Raw genomic sequence first — 17381 nt, 5'->3', positions numbered from 1 at the left:
TGACGCTTTCGTGGTAACAACTTTGTAACTGACCTCTCGGTTCCCACCCAGGTGTTGCTCAGGCAAGTACTGTGGTCGCATGACGCCGGGGTCACCAACACACAGCAATGTCGAATCCCAGCCGCTCGTGCAAATGAACGGCGTGAATAAGTGGTTCGGTGAGAATCACGTCCTGAAAGACATCAACACGTCGGTGAATCGTGGCGAGGTGGTCGTCGTTATCGGCCCCTCGGGCTCGGGTAAATCGACCTTCTGCCGCACGATTAATCGTCTCGAGACAATTCAAGAGGGCGAGATCCTCATCGATGGCGTCAAGCTGCCCGAAGAGGGTGCGGGGCTTGCGAAGCTTCGCAGCGACGTCGGCATGGTGTTCCAGTCGTTCAACCTGTTCGCGCACAAGAGCGTGCTCGAGAACGTGACGCTCGCGCAGATCAAGGTGCGCAAGACCTCGAAGGCCGAGGCCGAGAAGCGGGCGATGGAGCTGCTCACCCGCGTCGGCGTGCAGGACCACGCGCAGAAGATGCCGGCCCAGCTCTCGGGTGGCCAGCAGCAGCGCGTGGCGATCGCACGCTCGCTCGCGATGAACCCGAAACTGATCCTGCTCGACGAGCCGACGAGTGCGCTCGACCCCGAAATGATCAACGAGGTGCTCGACGTCATGGTGTCGCTTGCCAAGGAAGGCATGACCATGGTGGTCGTCACGCACGAAATGGGCTTTGCGCGCAAGGCCGCAGATCGCGTGATCTTCATGGCCGATGGTGCAATTGTTGAAGAAGCCGCGCCGGAGGAGTTCTTCACGGCGCCGAAGTCCGATCGAGCAAAGGACTTTCTCTCCAAAATCTTGCGTTAGTCATTGAGTTCAATAGCGAACGCATTGTAGCGCATTCTCAGACCCCGCCTCCAAACCTTTACCGAATCACGACACACGGACACGTGACCCAACAAAGGAGTAACAGTGAAGTTTAAGAAGGCATTTACGGCATTCGCCGGATTGGCGGCCGCCGCCCTCGTGCTCACCGGCTGCTCGGGCGGCGACAGCTCCGAGCCCGAGGCTGAGTCAGACGTCTCGTTCGAAGAGGGCACGACGATGGCCCAGCTCAACGCCGACCAGAGCATCACGATCGGCGTGAAGTTCGACCAGCCGCTGTTCGGCCTGCAGGGCCCCGACGGCACCCCCGAGGGCTTCGACATCGAGATCGGCAAGATCATCGCGGCGAAGCTCGGCATTCCGGCCGAGAACATCACCTGGACCGAAACGGTCTCGCAGAACCGCGAGCCGTTCATCCAGCAGGGCCAGGTTGACATCGTCATCGCGACCTACACGATCAACGATGAGCGCAAGGAAGTCATCGACTTCGCCGGCCCGTACTACGTCGCCGGTCAGTCGTTCCTCGTGCCCGAGGGCAACCCGCTCGGCATTGACGGCAGCGACCCCGAGTCGGTTGGCGACGCGACCATCTGCACCGTGACGGGCTCGACCTCGGAGGACAACATCCGCGAGTACACCGACAACGTCATCACGGTCGACAAGTACTCCGACTGCCTCGAGCCGATCCGCACCGGTGAGGCCGACGCGCTCACGACTGACAACGTGATCCTCGCGGGTCTCGTCGACCAGAACAAGGGCGAGTTCGAGGTCACCGAGGGCACGTTCACCGAGGAGCCCTACGGCATCGGCCTCGAGAAGGGCGACCAGGAGTTCCGCGACTTCATCAACGACACCCTCGAGGAGTCGTACAGCGACGGCGCATGGGAAGCTGCCTGGACCTCGACGGTCGGTGACATCCTCCCGACTCCGGAGCCCCCGGCAGTCGACCGCTACTAGGCCGACCACTACCGCACGGTAGTTCCCAACTTGCGCGAGGCGGTGCCGAACACGGCACTGGCACCGCCTCGCGCATCCATTCTTCACCAACGCGCGAACGGGACTCGATGGAAGCGATCATCTCGAACTTCGGCTACGTGCTCGAAGGCTTCGGCACCACGGTGTTGCTGCTGATCTACGGCGGCATCGGCGCCTCGATCATCGGCATGCTCGTCGCCTTCATGCGGATCTCGCCCATCGGCGCCCTTCGCGTCACCGCGACTGCATACACCGAGCTCGTGCGTAACACCCCGCTCACGCTGGTGTTCTTCCTCATCATCATCGTGCTGCCGGTGCTCCAACTCGGCGTGCCATCGTTTACCGGCGCGATCATCGCGCTGTCGGTCTACACCTCGCCGTTCGTGGCCGAGGCGCTGCGCTCCGGCATCAACGGTGTTCCGCTCGGGCAAGCCGAGGCCGCCCGTTCACTCGGCCTGAACTTCTCGCAGACGGTGTTCACGATCATCATGCCGCAGGCGCTGCGCATGGTCGTGCCCCCGCTCATCAATGTTTTTATCGCCCTGACGAAGAACTCCTCAGTCGCCTCGGGTTTCCGCGTGGTTGAACTCGTCGCGGTCTCGAAGGTCCTCGCGAACCAAAACGGTGACCAGGTCATTCCGCTGCTCATCGGCATCGCGTTGTTCTACCTCGTCATCACCATCCCACTCGGTCTCGTCGCCGGGTACATCGAGCGAAAGGTGGCGGTGCTGCGATGAGCGCCTCAGTTCTCTACGACGCCCCCGGCCCGAAGACCCGGCGCACTTCGAACATCATCTCGGCCATCGTCACGGCCGCGGTCGTGATCCTGCTCGGTTGGTTCATCTTTACGCTCGGGCAGCCGCGCACCACCGCGAATGGCGCCGAACTCGTGGGTCTCTGGGATGCGTCGCGCTGGGACATCTTCTTCGACCCCGACGAAGCGGCGGAGCTCTGGCAGGGCCTGCTCTGGCGCGGCCTCGTGCTCGGCACCCTGCGCGCTGCCGGCCTCGCCGCCGTGCTGGCACTCATCCTCGGTTTCCTCTTCGCGCTCGGCCGCATGGCGCGCCTCGCGTGGATCCGAATCCCCGTCACGATCGTGCTCGAGTTCTTCCGCGGCATGCCGGTGCTGCTCATGATGCTGTTCATCATGCTCGGCCTCTCAGTCGGCGCGTATCCCGCGGTCGTTGGTGCCCTCGCGATCTACAACGGCGCGATCATCGGGGAGGCACTGCGCAGCGGCGTCGCCGCGCTGCCACGCGGTCAGGGCGAGGCGTCGCTGTCGCTCGGCATGACGCGCATGCAGACGCGCTTCCTCATCGAGTTCCCGCAGGCGTTCCGCCAGATGCTGCCGATCATCGTTGCTCAGCTCGTCGTGCTGCTCAAGGACACCTCCCTTGCCTACATCGTCGCGTACCCCGAGCTACTGCGCACTTCGACGACGATGAAGGACTACTACGGCTCGGGTACCTACTCGTTCTCGTTCTTCTTCGTCACGCTCGTGATCTACCTCGCGGTCAACCTCACATTGAGCTGGGTGGCCCGCCGACTCGCGCGCAACCGCTCGGGCCAGGCAGTTGGCGCCCGCCGACGCGGCAACAAGAGTCGCGGTGCGGCCCCGACCCCGCCACCCGGCCAGATTGGCGTCGACACTTCGCTACTCTCGATCGGGCAGCCCGACGGCATGACGGGGCGCAGTCGCCCCGACACCGGCAAGTAGGCTGGCCGGCCGCTAGGATTGTCGGGTGAGTCAAGAACATCCGATTACTCCCGAAGCGGTCGGTGACGCCGAGCGGTCTGCGCTCGCGGCGATCGCCCAAGCAGCTGATGCTGCCGCCCTCAAGCAGGTGCGCGCCGAACACCTCGGCGAAGCCTCGGCGCTCGCGAAGCTGAACGCCGCAATGCGCGATGTGCCGAACGACCAGAAGAAAGAGGCCGGCAAGCTCGTGGGCCAGGCCCGCGGCCGCGTCAACCAGGCCTTCGCATCCCGTGAGGGCGAGCTGGCCGAGGCCGAGGCAGCGGCGCGACTCGAGGCCGAGCGCGTTGACGTGACCGCGTTCCACGAGCGTGAGCGCAACGGTGCACGGCATCCCCTCACGATGCTCCGCGACCGCGTGAGCGAGATCTTCATGGGCATGGGCTGGGACATCGTCGACGGCCCCGAGCTCGAGAGCGAGTGGTACAACTTCGACTCGCTCAACTTCGACGCCGACCACCCGGCCCGCGCGCTGCAAGACACCTTCTTCGTCGACCCGGTCGACCGTCACCTGCTCATGCGCACGCACACCTCACCGCTGCAGATGCGCTCGATGCTCGACCGCGGCGCGCCGCTCTACGTGCTCGCCCCGGGCCGCACGTACCGCACCGACGAACTCGACGCGACGCACACACCGGTGTTCACGCAGTTCGAGGGCATCGCGATTGACCGCGATCTCTCGATGGCACACCTGCGCGGCACGCTCGAGCACTTCGCTCGCCAGATGTTTGGCGACGAGGCGAAGATTCGCCTGCGCAACAACTACTTCCCCTTCACCGAGCCGAGCGCCGAGATGGACATCTGGCACCCGCTCGCGAAGGGCGGCCCGCGCTGGATCGAGTGGGGCGGCTGCGGCATGGTGCACCCGAACGTCATTAAGGCAGCCGGGCGCGACCCCGAGGAGTTCCGTGGCTTCGCGTTCGGTATGGGCGTGGAGCGCACGCTCATGTTCCGCAATGACCTCACCGACATGCACGACATCGTTGAGGGTGACGTGCGCTTCAGCGAACAGTTTGGAATGGTGATTTAGGGATGCGTATTCCTCTGTCTTGGCTGCGCGACTACGTCGATGTCGCGGCCGACGCGACGCCGCAGGATGTGCTCGACGCGTTCGTGAGCGTCGGATTCGAAGACGAAGCGATTCACGGCGGCGCGCTCACGGGCCCGATCGTTGTCGGTGAGGTACTCGAGCGCGAGCCCGAGCCGCAGAAGAACGGCAAGACGATCAACTGGTGCCAGGTGCGCGTCGCGCCCGAGGGCGAGTCGGCGGCCGATGGCGGTGCCGACGTGCGCGGCATCGTCTGTGGTGCGCAGAACTTTGAGGTGGGTGACCGCGTCGTCGTCACGCTGCCCGGCGCCGTGCTCCCCGGTGACTTCCGCATCGCTGCCCGCAAGACGTACGGTCACACCTCCGACGGCATGATGGCCTCGCAGCGCGAGCTTGGCCTCGGCGACGACCATGACGGCATTATCGTGCTCGGCAAGCTCGGGCTCGAGGCCGAGATCGGAACGCCTGCGCTGCCGCTGTTCGGCCTCGACGACATCGCCGTCGAGGTCAACGTCACGCCCGACCGCGGCTATGCGATGTCGCTGCGCGGCCTCGCTCGCGAGTTCTCGCACGCGACCGGCGGGGCGTTCCGCGACCCCGCCCTGCGCCCCGAGCTCGACGCGATTGGCGCGCAGGCGCTCGCGGCCTCTGCCGACGCGGCGCGCGTCCCCGTGACCGTCGCCGACGAGCTCGCCGTGCGCGAGCAGCCACTCAGCGAGGTGTTCGCGGGCGTCGTCGTGACTGGCGTCGATGGCACGCGACCCAGCCCGAGCTGGCTGTCGGGTCGCCTGCGGCTTGCGGGCATCCGTTCGCTCGGTCTGCTTATCGACATCACGAACTACGTCATGCTCGAGCTCGGCCAGCCGATCCACGGCTACGACCTCGACCAGCTGCGCGGCGGCATCCACGTGCGTCGCGCGACGGCGGGGGAGCGACTCACGACCCTCGACGGCCGCGACCGCGAGCTGTCCGACGAAGACATTCTCATCACCGACGACCGCGGGCCGATCGGCCTTGCGGGCGTGATGGGCGGTGCCGAGACCGAGCTCTCGAACGAGACGAAGAACGTGTTCATCGAGGCGGCGACGTTTGCGTCGGTCTCGATCGCCCGCACCGCTCGCCGGCACAAGCTGCCATCGGAGGCCTCGCGCCGCTTCGAGCGGGGCGTCGACGCCTCGGTGACGGCGAAGGCCGCGGCCCGTGTCGCCGAGTTGCTCGTCGAGCTCGCCGGTGGCACCGTCGAGGCCGCGGGCAGCGTGCTCGGTGAGGCCGCGCGCCCCGCGCCCATCACGCTGCCGGTCGAACTTCCGGCGAAGCTCATGGGCGTCGACTATGACCGCAACGAGGTCGTGTCGTCGCTCGAGGCCGTCGGTTGCGAGGTCGAGGGCGACGACGTGCTCACGGTCACTCCGCCGACGTGGCGCGGCGACCTCACCGAGCCCGTGACCCTCGTCGAGGAGGTCGGCCGTCTTGGTGGCTTCGACCGCATCCCCTCGGTCGTGCCGCAGGCGACGAGCGGCCGCGGGCCGAGCCGAGAGCAGGCGCTGCGTCGCCAGCTCTCTGACGTGCTCGCCGCCGCCGGCGCCGTCGAGGTGCTCTCGTACCCGTTCGTGACCGAGGAAGAGAACGTGCTGTTCGACTCGGCCGACGGCACCCCGGTGCCCTCGGTGAAGCTCGCGAACGCGATGGACGCAAAGACCGCGTGGCTGCGCCGCAGTATTCTGCCCGGCCTCGCCGGTGTCGCGCACCGCAATGTGTCGCGCGGCCGCCCGAGCTTCGCGGTGTTTGAGCTCGGCCGGGTGTTCCGCCCGGTCGCCGGCGTCGAGTACGGCGTCGCCGAGCTCCCGCCGGTCGCGCAGCGCCCGAGCGCTGAGAAGCTTGCCGAACTCAACGCGGGCATCCCGCCACAGCCGTACTCGCTGTCGCTGCTGCTGGTCGGCGAGCGCACGGCGAAGCAGCCCGACCTCGACGCCGTGGCCTACAGCTGGCACGATGCCCTCGAGTACCTCGACCGCATCTCGCTCGCGACAGCTGCCGAGCTCCGCGTTCGTCAGGGTTCGCACGGCGCGTTCCACCCCGGCCGCTGCGCCGAGGTGTTCGTGATCGATGCCGCGGGCGACGAGCACGCGATCGGTTTTGCCGGCGAGCTGCACCCCGACGTGGCCGAGGCCCACGACCTGCCGCGCGTGGTCGGCGCCGTCGAACTCGATGTGGATGCGCTGCTCGCGCACTCCGAGCGGCACGTTTCGGCGGGCACGATCGTCGGTTTCCCTGCCGCGACCCAGGATCTCTCGCTGGTTGTCGCGCGCGAGGTTCCCGCGGCCGACGTGCGTGACGCCGTACGCGAGGGCGCGGGCGAGCTGCTCGAGGACATCCGCCTCGTCGACGACTACCGCGGCCGCGGGCTCGAAGAGACCGAAAAGTCGCTCACCTTCGCACTGCGCTTCCGTGCCGACGACCGCACGCTGACCGCCGCCGAGGCCACCGAAGCCAAGGAGGCTGGCGCGGCGAAGGCGGCCGAGCGCTTCGGCGCGAAGATCCGCGCCTAGCTACCGCCAGAACGCAACTGCGGGCCGGATGCTGGTGCATCCGGCCCGCAGTTGCGTTGCTGTAGTCGGACGAACGCCGAGATTCTGGGGGTTTGAACGGGCTCAGCCCGTTCAAACCCCCAAAATCTACGAGTTCGTCCGGATTTCGGCGCGAGCCTGCGCGCGAACTTAGCTCGGGGCTAGGCCTACGCGGCCTCGGCCTCGCGCATCGCTGCCTCGAGCGCGACCCAGCCGAGCATCGCGCACTTCACGCGCATGACGTACTTGCCGACGCCCTCGAACGCGATCGCGTCGCCGAGCAGATCGGCCTCGTCATCGGTGAGGTGATCGCTGCCGCGCTTGCGGAGCATGCCACGCAGCGCCTCAACGCCGGCGCGCGCCTGCGCCACGGGCTGGCCCACGAGCTGCTCGACCATGATCGAGGCGGAAGCCATCGAGATCGAGCAGCCGTCGCCGACCCAGCCAATCTCGGCGACCCGGTCGTCCTCGACGCGCACGCGCAGCCGAATCTCGTCGCCGCACGAGGGGTTCTTCTCGAAGTGCTCGGCATCGAAGGGAGCGATCTCGCCCTCGCCGCTGCGGCGCCGCGAGGCGTCGAGAATGATGTCCTGGTAGAGCGAATCGAGCCCGCTCATCGGTCGGCCCCGAAGTAGGCGCGCACGTCCCCGAGCGCCGAGACGAGTGCGTCGATGTCGTCGTCCGTTGTGGTGAAGTAGCTCGAAGCGCGGGTCGACGCGGTGACGCCGAGTCGGCGGTGCAGCGGTTGCGCGCAGTGGTGGCCGCCGCGCACGGCGATGCCGCGAGCATCCAGGAATTGCGAGACGTCGTGCGAGTGCACACCGTCGACGATGAAGGCGGCGAGGCCCGAGCGTGGCACCGAGGCGTCGTCGCCGATCACGGTGACGCCGTCGAGCGCCGACAGACGTTCGACCATAAGGGCACCGAGGGCCTCCTCGTGCTCGGCAATGGCGGCCATGCCGACGCCCTCGAGGTAGCGGCAGGCCGCGGCGAGGCCGATCACCTGCGGCACAGCCTGCGTACCGGCCTCGAAGCGGGTGGGCGGGTCCATAAACGTCGTCGACTCCATGGTGACGATCTCGATCATCGAGCCACCGGTGCGAGCCGGCGGTAGCTGCGCGAGGCGCTCGCGGCGGCCGTATAGCACGCCGAGGCCGTTCGGGCCCGTCATCTTGTGGCTCGAGAACGCGGCGAAGTCAACGCCGAGGGCGTGGAAATCGACCGGGCGATGCGGCACCGACTGGCAGGCATCGAGCACCGTGATTGCACCGACCGAGGTCGCGAGCTCGACGAGCTGCTCGACGGGTGCGATCATGCCGGTGACGTTCGAGACGTGCGCAAAGGCGATGACCTTGGTTGCCTCGGTCACGACGGCGCGGGCGTCGTCAATGCTCCAGGTGCCGCGGTCGTTCGCGGGTACCCACTTCAGGGTGGCGCCCGTCGCGAGCGCGAGCTCCTGCCACGGCACGAGGTTCGCGTGGTGCTCCGCCTCGGTGATGACGATCTCGTCACCCGGGCCGAGCCGCAAGGGAACCGACTCGTCGCCGCCGCGACCCCGAGAGGCGGCCGCGATGCCGAGCGTCACGGTGTTGAGCGCATCCGTTGCCCCCGCCTGCCACGCGATCTCGTCGGCATCGGCACCGATGAAGCGTGCGATTGTGTCGCGGGCATCCTCGAAGTCGCTCGTCGAGAGCGCGGCGAGTTCGTGCGCCCCGCGGTGCACGGCCGCGTTGCGGTGCTCGAGGAAGTCGCGTTCGACGTCGAGCACGGCGGTCGAGCGCTGCGCGGTCGCGCCGAAGTCGAGGTACACAAGCTGCTCGCCGTGCACCTGCTCGGCCAGAATGGGAAAGTCGCGGCGAAGCTCGCGGGCTCGGGCGTCAGTAATTACGGAGGAAGACATCGTTCCTAGCCTAGGCCGGGCCCCGCGTAGGATGGCGAACATGACGTTTTCGGTAGCGGTCGCTGGGGCTAGTGGGTACGGCGGCGGCGAGCTGCTGCGGCTGCTTGCGAGCCATCCGGAATTCGAGGTGCGCACTGTTACGGCGCACCAGCAGGCCGGCCAGTCGCTGCGAACGGTGCATCCGCACCTCGCGAGCTACGGCGACCTCGAATTGCAGCCGACCGACGCGGCGCATCTGCGCGGCCACGACATCGTCTTCCTCGCGCTGCCCCACGGCAAGTCGGCGGCGCTCTCGGCCGAGCTCGAGGGCGAGGCGAAGTTGCTCGTCGACGCCGGCGCCGACCACCGCCTGGAGCGGGAGCAGGACTGGACCGACTATTACCCGGGCGAGTTCGCCGGCACGTGGACGTACGGCATGCCCGAGCTCGTGCTCGCCGATGGCGGTATGCAGCGCGCGCAGTTGCCCGGCACCAACCGCATCGCCGTACCGGGCTGCAACGTCACCGCGGTGAGTCTCGCGCTCGCGCCGGCGATTCGTGCTGGCCTGGTCGAGCCGGATGCGCTCGCGGCGGTCCTCGCGGTCGGTCCTTCGGGAGCCGGTAAGAAGGCCTCGGTCGGCATGCTCGGCAGCGAGCTGATCGGCAACGTGGTGCCGTACAACGCGTTTGGGGGTCACCGCCACAACCCCGAGATCCGGCAGAACCTTCGCCGTGCATCCGGCGCCGACGTGCGCCTCTCCTTTACCCCCGTGCTCGTGCCCGCGGCGCGCGGCATTCTCGCGACCAGCTCAGGCACTCTCATCGACGGGGTCGACCAGGCGCGCATCGACGAGGTCTACCGCGAGGCGTACGGCGACGAGACCTTCATCGAGGTACTCACCGACGGCCGCCTGCCCCGCACGAACGACGTGCTCGGCTCGAACCGCACGCAGATCGCTGTCGGCATCGACGAGCGCGCCGGTCGCCTCATCGCGATCAGCGCTCTCGATAATCTCGGCAAGGGCACCGCCGGTGCCGCCATCCAGTCTGCGAACCTCGCCCTCGGCCTCGAGGAGTCGCTCGCACTTCCCCTGAACGGAGTCGCCCCGTGACCATCACCACCCCCAAGGGTTTCCGCGCCGCCGGCGTCGCCGCCGGCATCAAGAAGAGCGGCGGCCGCGATGTTGTGGTGGTCGTCAACGACGGCCCGTCAGCCTCGGCCGCGGCGGTGTTCACGAGCAACCGCTGCGAGGCACACCCCGTGACGTGGTCGCGGCGCATTCTCGACGACGGCGTCGCCTCCGCGGTCGTGCTCAACTCGGGCGGCGCGAACTGCTTCACCGGCGAGTTTGGCGCCGAGACGACCGAGCTCACGGCGAACCGCGCCGCCGAACTGCTGCAGCTGCAGCCGAGCGACGTCATCGTCTGTTCCACGGGCCTGATCGGTTCGGGCGACGAGAAGTTCCGCCAGGGCGTGCTCACGGGTGTCAAACTCGCGGTCGCCGAGCTCGCCGACGACGAAACGGCCGCGCAGCATGCCGCCGATGGCATCCTCACCACCGACTCGGTGGCGAAAACCGCGCTGCGCGAGGGCACCGGCTACTCGATCGGCGCGATCGCGAAGGGTGCGGGCATGCTCGCCCCGGGCCTCGCAACGATGCTCGTCGTCATCACGACCGACGCCGACCTCGAGTCGGCGCAGCTCGACACGGCGCTGCGCGAGGCCACTCGCCTCAGCTTCGACCGCGTCGACTCCGACGGCGCCATGTCGACGAACGACACCGTCGCGCTGCTCGCTTCGGGCGCATCCGGCACCGCGGCCGACGAAGGCGAGTTCACGAGCCTGCTCGTCGACCTCTGCCAGGACCTCGCTCGCCAGCTCCAGGCCGACGCCGAGGGCGCGAGCCACGACATCACGATCACCACCACCGGCGCGGCCACGGAAGACGAGGCGGTCGCCGTCTCGCGCGCCGTCAGCCGCTCGAACCTCTTCAAGACCGCGATCTTCGGCAACGACCCGAACTGGGGCCGCGTGCTCGCCGCGATCGGCACGACCGACGCACAGTTCGTGCCGCAGCAGATCGACGTGTCGATGAACGGCGTCATGGTGTGCCGCGCCGGCACACCCGACGCGCCCGTCGACACCGTCGACCTCACGCCGCGCAAGACCGAGGTGCTCATCGACCTCCACGCGGGCGACGCAACCGCGAGCATCCTCACCAACGACCTCACGCACGACTACGTGCACGAAAACAGCGCCTACTCGTCGTAGGTCGAAAGGCAGCATGTCTGGCGACACCCACCCATGGCTCGCGGCCTCGACCGCGAAGGTCGAGACGCTCATCGAGGCCCTGCCCTGGATGCAGCAGTACCACGACGAGATCATCGTCGTGAAGTTCGGCGGCAACGCCATGGTCGAGTCCGAGCTCATTGAGGCGTTCGCGCAAGACATCGCGTTCCTGCGCTACGCGGGCATCAAGCCCGTCGTCGTGCACGGCGGCGGCCCGCACATCTCACGCATGCTCGACCGCTTCGGCATCGAGTCGGAGTTTCGCGCCGGGTATCGGTACACCTCCGCGGAGGCGATCGAAGTCGTGCGCATGGTGCTCGGTGGCCAGGTCGCCCGCGAGCTCGTCTCGGCGATCAACGATGTCGCGCCGGTCGCCACCGGCACGTCGGGGGAGGACGCCGGGCTGTTTCAGGCGCAGCGTAAGACCACGGATGCGTCGGGCAAGCCGATCGACCTCGGTCACGTCGGCGAGATTGTCGCGGTCAACCCCCAGGTCGTCTCGGCCGACATCGCGGCCGGCCGCATCCCCGTCGTCTCGACCATCGCGAGTGACATCGACGCGCCCCGCAAAGCGCTCAACATCAACGCCGACCGCGCGGCTGCCGCGCTCGCGGTGGCGCTCGGCGCCCGCAAGCTCGTTATGCTCACCGACGTCGAGGGTCTCTACCGCAACTGGCCCGACCGATCGTCACTCATTTCGTCGATCAGCGCCGAGGAGCTCCGCCCTATGGTGCCGAACCTCGAAGCGGGCATGATCCCCAAGGTGCAGGCGTGCCTCGAGGCCGTCGACGGGGGCGTCTCGCGTGCGACCATCATCGACGGCCGTGTGGCCCACTCAACCTTGCTCGAAATCTTTACCACCGACGGCTTCGGCACCGAGGTCATGCCCTAGCGGCGCCTCTGTTTGACCACCAATTCGAAAGGCTCACCAATGATCCGCCACTTCCTTCGCGACGACGACATCACCGCCGCCGAGCAGAGCACGATTCTTGACCTCGCGGCGAAGCTGAAGGAAGACCGATTCCTGGCGCGACCACTCGAGGGCCCGCAGTCGGTCGCGGTCATCTTCGACAAGAGCTCGACGCGCACCCGCGTCTCCTTCCACGTCGGGGTCTCGGAGCTCGGCGGCAGCCCGCTCATCTTCACCACGGCATCGAGCCAGCTCGGCGGCAAAGAGACCCCCTCCGACACCGCGCGCGTGCTCGAGCGCATGGTCGAGGCCATCGTCTGGCGCACCTATGCGCAGTCGGGCCTCGAGCAGATGGCCGAGGGCGCACGCGTGCCGATCGTCAACGCGCTCAGCGACGACTTTCACCCCTGCCAGCTGCTCGCCGACCTGCTCACGATTCGCGAGCACCGCGGCACGACGGCCGGGCAGAAGCTCGTGTTCGTTGGCGACGGCGCAAGCAACATGGGCCACTCGTACCTGCTTGCCTGCGCGATTGCCGGTATGCACGTCGCCGTCGCCTCACCCGAGGGCTACCTCCCTCGTGAGGATGTGGTGGCGCGCGCCCGCGAGCTCGCCGCCGAACAGGGTGGCTCCGTTGAGGTGGGCACCGACGCCGCGGCGCTCGTCGCCGGCGCCGATGTCGTCGTCACCGACACCTGGGTCTCGATGGGCCTCGAGGAGGAGCGCGCCGAGCGCGTCGCCGCCTTTGAGTCGTACCGGGTGACCCAGGAGATGATGAGCGATGCGAAGGACGATGCGATCTTCCTCCACTGCCTGCCAGCGGACCGCGGCTACGAAGTCGACGCCGACGTGATTGACGGAGCCCAGTCGGTGATTTGGGACGAGGCCGAAAACCGGCTCCACGCCCAGAAGGCGCTGCTCGTGTGGCTGCTCGCGCAGGCCCGCGGCGTCGAACTGCCGTAATCGGCTGCAGCGCCGAGCGAACTAGACTATTTCCAGACCTACAGCTGAAGGAGCAACATGACTGAGCGTATTGTGCTCGCGTACTCGGGAGGTCTTGACACCTCCGTCGCAATCCCGTGGATCAAGGAGCGCACCGGCCGCGAGGTCATCGCCCTCGCGATCGACGTCGGCCAGGCCGGCGAGGACCTCGAGCAGATCCGCCAGCGCGCCATTGACTGCGGCGCCGTGGAAGCCGTGGTCGTCGACGCCCGTGACGAGTTCGCGAACGATTACCTCGTGCCCGCCCTCCAGGCGAATGCGATGTACCAGCGCCGCTACCCACTCGTGTCGGCGCTCTCGCGCCCGCTCATCGCCCGTCACCTTGCGCGCACCGCTCGCGAGCTCGGCGCGAACTCGATCGCGCACGGCTGCACCGGTATGGGCAACGACCAGGTGCGCTTCGAGGCCGCCGTCGCGGCGCTCGCGCCCGAGCTCACCTCGATCGCGCCCATCCGCGACCTCTCGCTGACCCGCGACGTGGCCATCGAGTACGCGGGCGAGCACAACCTGCCCATCCGCCAGTCGAAGGCGTCGCCGTACTCGGTCGACCAGAACGTCTGGGGCCGCGCGGTTGAGACCGGCTTCCTCGAAGACCCGTGGAACCCGCCCATCGAAGACCTCTATGAGTACACGCAGGACCCGACGGTCGACCGTGCTCCGACCGAGGTCACCATCGCGTTTGAGTCGGGCACCCCGGTGTCGATCAATGGCGAGCGTCTGAGCATGCTCCAGATCGTCGAGAAGATGAACCAGCTCGCGGGCGAGCAGGGCGTCGGCCGCATCGACATGGTCGAGGACCGCCTCGTCGGCATCAAGTCGCGCGAGATCTACGAGGCCCCGGGCGCGATTGCGCTCATCGAGGCGCACACCCACCTCGAAGACCTCGCGCTCGAGCGTGACGTGGCCCGCTACAAGCGCAGCGTCGAGATCGAGTGGGGCAACCTCGTCTACGACGGTCTCTGGTTCGGCGGCCTCAAGCGCGCGCTCGACGCGTTCATCCAGCACACGCAAGAGAAGGTCACCGGCGAGGTGCGCCTGACCCTGCACCAGGGCCGCGCCGTTGTCACCGGCCGCCGCAGCGACGAGTCGCTCTACGACTACTCGCTGGCGACGTACGACACCGGTAACACCTTCAACCAGGATGCCGCGCGCGGCTTCATCGAGCTGCACTCGCTGCCCTCGAAGATCGCCGCCCGCCGCGACCAGCCCGAGCTGTAGGGCATGGCGGACGCAACCTCGCGAGCCGGCGAAGACGGTGCCCTCTGGGGCGGCCGCTTCGCCGGCGGACCGTCGCCCGAGCTCGCTCGGCTTTCGAAGTCGACGCAGTTCGACTGGAAGCTGGCGCACTACGACCTTGCTGGTTCGCGCGCGCACGCGAACGCGCTCGCGAAGGCGGGGTACCTCAGCGAAGACGAGCGGCTTGGGATGCACGCCGCGCTCGACGAACTCGAAGAGCGCGTCAGCGACGGCCGCTTCGTCGCGGCCGAGTCCGATGAGGATGTGCACTCGGCGCTTGAGCGCGGGTTGATGGAGATCGCCGGGCACGAGCTCGGCGGCAAGCTTCGTGCCGGCCGCAGCCGAAACGACCAGATCGCGACGTTCGTGCGCATGTACATCCGCGACGAATCGGCGACGCTGCGCGGGCTGCTGCGCGACCTTGTGAACGCAATCGCCGGCCAGGCCGAGGCGAACCTCGACGTGATCATGCCGGGGCGCACGCACCTGCAGCACGCGCAGCCGGTGCTGTTGGCGCACCACCTGCTCGCGCATGCGTGGCCGCTTGTGCGCGACCTCGGCCGCCTGAGCGACCTGGGGGAGCGGCTCGCCGACTCGCCCTATGGCTCTGGCGCGCTTGCGGGCTCGACGCTCGGGCTCGACGCCGAAGCGGTCGCGGCCGAACTCGGCTTCCGCGCCGCGGTCGAGAACTCGATTGACGGCACGGCGTCCCGCGACCTCGTGAGCGAGGCCGCGTTCATCCTCGCCCAGGTGGGCGTCGACGTCTCGCGCTTTGCCGAGGAGATCATCCTCTGGAACACGCGCGAGTTCGACTTCCTCACCCTTGACGACTCGTATTCGACCGGCTCGAGCATCATGCCGCAGAAGAAGAACCCCGACATCGCCGAGCTCGCGCGCGGCAAGTCGGGGCGCCTCATCGGCAACCTCACGGGCCTGCTCGCCACATTTAAGGCGATGCCGCTCGCGTACAACCGCGACCTGCAGGAGGACAAAGAGCCACTGTTCGACTCGTTCGAACAGCTCGAGGTGCTGCTGCCGGCATTCACCGGCATGGTGGCCACCATGGTCTTCCACGGTGAGCGGATGCGCGAGCTCGCGCCCCAGGGGTTCTCACTTGCCACCGACGTGGCCGAGTGGCTCGTGAAGCGGCACGTGCCGTTCCGCGATGCGCACGAGATTTCGGGCAGCCTCGTCAAGCTTGCCGAGTCGAAGGGCGTCGACCTCGACGGCCTCTCGGACGACGAGTTTGCCGGGGTCTCGGCGAACCTCACACCCGAGGTGCGCGAGGTGCTCACGATTGACGGTTCCGTCGCCTCGCGCGACGGCGTCAACGGCACCGCGCCGAGCTCCGTGCGCGCCCAGCTCGACAAGCTGCGCGAACGACTCGCGTAATCACCACACGAATGCCCCCGATCGTGCAGATCGGGGGCATTCGTGTTGGTACGGTTGACGCTGTGACACAGCGTGATCTCTCCTGGCAGCGGAATGACCCGTCGTTTGACCACGTCCTCGATGAGCTCGAGTGGCGCGGCTTTATTCACGTCTCCACCGATCTCGGTGAGCTTCGTGAGCGGATGGCCCAGGGCCCGATCACGTATTACTGCGGATTCGACCCGACGGCGCCGAGTCTTCACCTCGGGCACCTCGTGCAGCTGCTGCTGCTTCGCCGGCTGCAGCTCGCGGGCAACTTCCCGATCGGCGTGGTCGGCGGCTCGACCGGTCTTATCGGCGACCCGCGCCCGACCGCCGAGCGCACACTCAACTCGCGCGAAACTGTCGCCGAGTGGGTGAACGGCCTGCGCGACCAGATCGAGGGCTACCTCGACTTCGACGGCGACTTTGCCGCACGGATGGCGAACAACCTCGACTGGACCGCCGACCTGTCGGCCCTCGACTTCCTGCGCGACCTCGGCAAGCACTTCCGGGTCGGGGCGATGCTCAAGAAGGATGCGGTTTCGGCGCGCCTCAACTCCGAGGCCGGCATCTCGTACACCGAGTTCAGCTACCAGATTCTGCAGGCGTTTGACTTCCTCGAGCTCTACCGCCGGTACGGCCTCGAGCTGCAGACGGGTGGCTCCGACCAGTGGGGCAACCTCGTCGGCGGTGTTGATCTGATTCGCCGTGCCGAGGGTGCGAGCGTGCACGCGATGGGAACGCCGCTCATCACGAACTCCGACGGCACCAAGTTCGGCAAGTCCGAGGGCAACGCCATCTGGATCAACGCCGAGCTCACGTCGCCTTACGCGTTCTACCAGTTCTGGCTCAACACCGACGACCGCGATGTGGCCGACCGCCTGAAGATCTTCACGTTCTTCACGCGTGAGGAGATCGCGCAGTTCCAGCGTCAGGTCGAGGAGGAGCCGTTCCGTCGTGCGGCACAAACGGCGCTCGCCTCGGCAGTAACCCGACTCGTGCACGGTGACGAAGCCACCGATGCGGCGATCGATGCGTCGGAGGCGCTCTTCGGCAAGGGCGACCTCGCGGCGCTTTCCGAGGATGTGCTTCATCAGGCCATCGCGGAACTCCCGAATGTCGAAGCGCAGCTTGGGCAGGAAATCGCCGAGCTGCTCGTGGCGACCGGTGCGGAAGACTCGCTCTCGGGTGCGCGTCGAGCAATCAAGCAGGGCGGGGTCACCGTCAACAAGGCGAAGGTGACCGATGAACACCAGGTGTTGGGTGAGGGCGATCTCCTCGCCGGCGGCGGTGTCGTGATCCGCCGCGGTAAGAAGACACTCGTTGGTGCCATCGTGCGATAACCGTGCGAATTTGACGAGGGGGTGTGCGCAGCAGTGCTGCGCACACCCCCTCGTCGTTTTCCCGAGGATCGCCGAGATACCCGGAATACCTGTCTAAT

At 67.4% G+C, this 17381-nt stretch carries 15 protein-coding genes; 13 read left to right on the top strand and 2 right to left on the bottom strand.

Going from position 1 to position 17381, the window contains the following annotated elements:
* Positions 1-79 precede the first annotated feature (79 nt).
* The 6 genes from QM019_RS09030 to pheT all read left to right on the top strand — a co-directional run bounded on the left by QM019_RS09030 (position 80) and on the right by pheT (position 7193).
* On the top strand, positions 80-850 hold the full coding sequence (locus QM019_RS09030) for an amino acid ABC transporter ATP-binding protein (protein ID WP_282852696.1): 771 nt from the start codon (positions 80-82) through the stop codon (positions 848-850).
* A gap of 105 nt (positions 851-955) precedes the next feature.
* Entirely contained in the window at positions 956-1825 is an 870-nt protein-coding gene (locus tag QM019_RS09025; RefSeq protein ID WP_282852695.1) for a glutamate ABC transporter substrate-binding protein, read from the top strand.
* Between the two features lie 107 nt (positions 1826-1932).
* A complete protein-coding gene (locus QM019_RS09020; RefSeq protein WP_282852694.1) occupies positions 1933-2580 on the top strand; it encodes an amino acid ABC transporter permease in 648 nt (215 codons plus the stop codon).
* Entirely contained in the window at positions 2577-3560 is a 984-nt protein-coding gene (locus tag QM019_RS09015) for an amino acid ABC transporter permease (protein ID WP_282852693.1), read from the top strand. The genes QM019_RS09020 and QM019_RS09015 overlap by 4 nt, the downstream gene beginning before the upstream one ends.
* A 25-nt stretch (positions 3561-3585) precedes the next feature.
* Positions 3586-4626, top strand: coding sequence for a phenylalanine--tRNA ligase subunit alpha (pheS, locus tag QM019_RS09010; protein WP_282852692.1), 1041 nt, complete (start codon positions 3586-3588; stop codon positions 4624-4626).
* Between the two features lie 2 nt (positions 4627-4628).
* Positions 4629-7193, top strand: coding sequence for a phenylalanine--tRNA ligase subunit beta (gene pheT / locus QM019_RS09005; protein WP_282852691.1), 2565 nt, complete (start codon positions 4629-4631; stop codon positions 7191-7193).
* A gap of 185 nt (positions 7194-7378) precedes the next feature.
* Here the strand turns inward: pheT and sufU are convergent, their stop codons facing one another.
* On the bottom strand, positions 7379-7828 hold the full coding sequence (gene sufU / locus QM019_RS09000) for a Fe-S cluster assembly sulfur transfer protein SufU (protein WP_282852690.1): 450 nt from the start codon (positions 7826-7828) through the stop codon (positions 7379-7381).
* Positions 7825-9111, bottom strand: coding sequence for a SufS family cysteine desulfurase (locus QM019_RS08995; RefSeq protein WP_282852689.1), 1287 nt, complete (start codon positions 9109-9111; stop codon positions 7825-7827). The genes sufU and QM019_RS08995 overlap by 4 nt, the downstream gene beginning before the upstream one ends.
* Before the next feature lie 40 nt (positions 9112-9151).
* On the opposite strand from QM019_RS08995, the gene argC reads away from it, so the two are divergent.
* The 7 genes from argC (at position 9152) to tyrS (ending at position 17283) form a co-directional block, all read left to right on the top strand.
* Positions 9152-10201: an N-acetyl-gamma-glutamyl-phosphate reductase gene (argC, locus tag QM019_RS08990; protein ID WP_282852688.1), complete on the top strand. Its 1050-nt coding sequence runs from the start codon at positions 9152-9154 to the stop codon at positions 10199-10201.
* The gene (argJ, locus tag QM019_RS08985) at positions 10198-11361 is read left to right on the top strand and encodes a bifunctional glutamate N-acetyltransferase/amino-acid acetyltransferase ArgJ (RefSeq protein WP_125107267.1); all 1164 of its coding nucleotides are present in this window, start codon (positions 10198-10200) and stop codon (positions 11359-11361) included. Before argC ends, argJ begins: the two co-directional genes overlap by 4 nt.
* 13 nt (positions 11362-11374) lie before the next feature.
* Positions 11375-12271 (top strand): acetylglutamate kinase, encoded by an 897-nt coding sequence (gene argB / locus QM019_RS08980; RefSeq protein ID WP_125107268.1) that lies wholly within the window; start codon positions 11375-11377, stop codon positions 12269-12271.
* Between the two features lie 39 nt (positions 12272-12310).
* Positions 12311-13252: an ornithine carbamoyltransferase gene (gene argF, locus QM019_RS08975; protein ID WP_282852687.1), complete on the top strand. Its 942-nt coding sequence runs from the start codon at positions 12311-12313 to the stop codon at positions 13250-13252.
* A gap of 57 nt (positions 13253-13309) precedes the next feature.
* Entirely contained in the window at positions 13310-14509 is a 1200-nt protein-coding gene (locus QM019_RS08970) for an argininosuccinate synthase (RefSeq protein WP_125107270.1), read from the top strand.
* Positions 14510-14512: 3 nt separating this feature from the next.
* Positions 14513-15919 carry an argininosuccinate lyase gene (argH, locus tag QM019_RS08965; RefSeq protein ID WP_282852686.1) on the top strand — a complete coding sequence of 469 codons (1407 nt, stop codon included), beginning with the start codon at positions 14513-14515 and terminating at the stop codon, positions 15917-15919.
* 62 nt (positions 15920-15981) lie between these two features.
* On the top strand, positions 15982-17283 hold the full coding sequence (gene tyrS, locus QM019_RS08960; RefSeq protein WP_282852685.1) for a tyrosine--tRNA ligase: 1302 nt from the start codon (positions 15982-15984) through the stop codon (positions 17281-17283).
* Positions 17284-17381 lie beyond the last annotated feature (98 nt).

It is taken from the genome of Gulosibacter sediminis, from assembly GCF_030011715.1.
Lineage (GTDB): Bacteria > Actinomycetota > Actinomycetes > Actinomycetales > Microbacteriaceae > Gulosibacter > Gulosibacter sediminis.
This window is presented reverse-complemented; position numbering and strand designations above follow the sequence as displayed.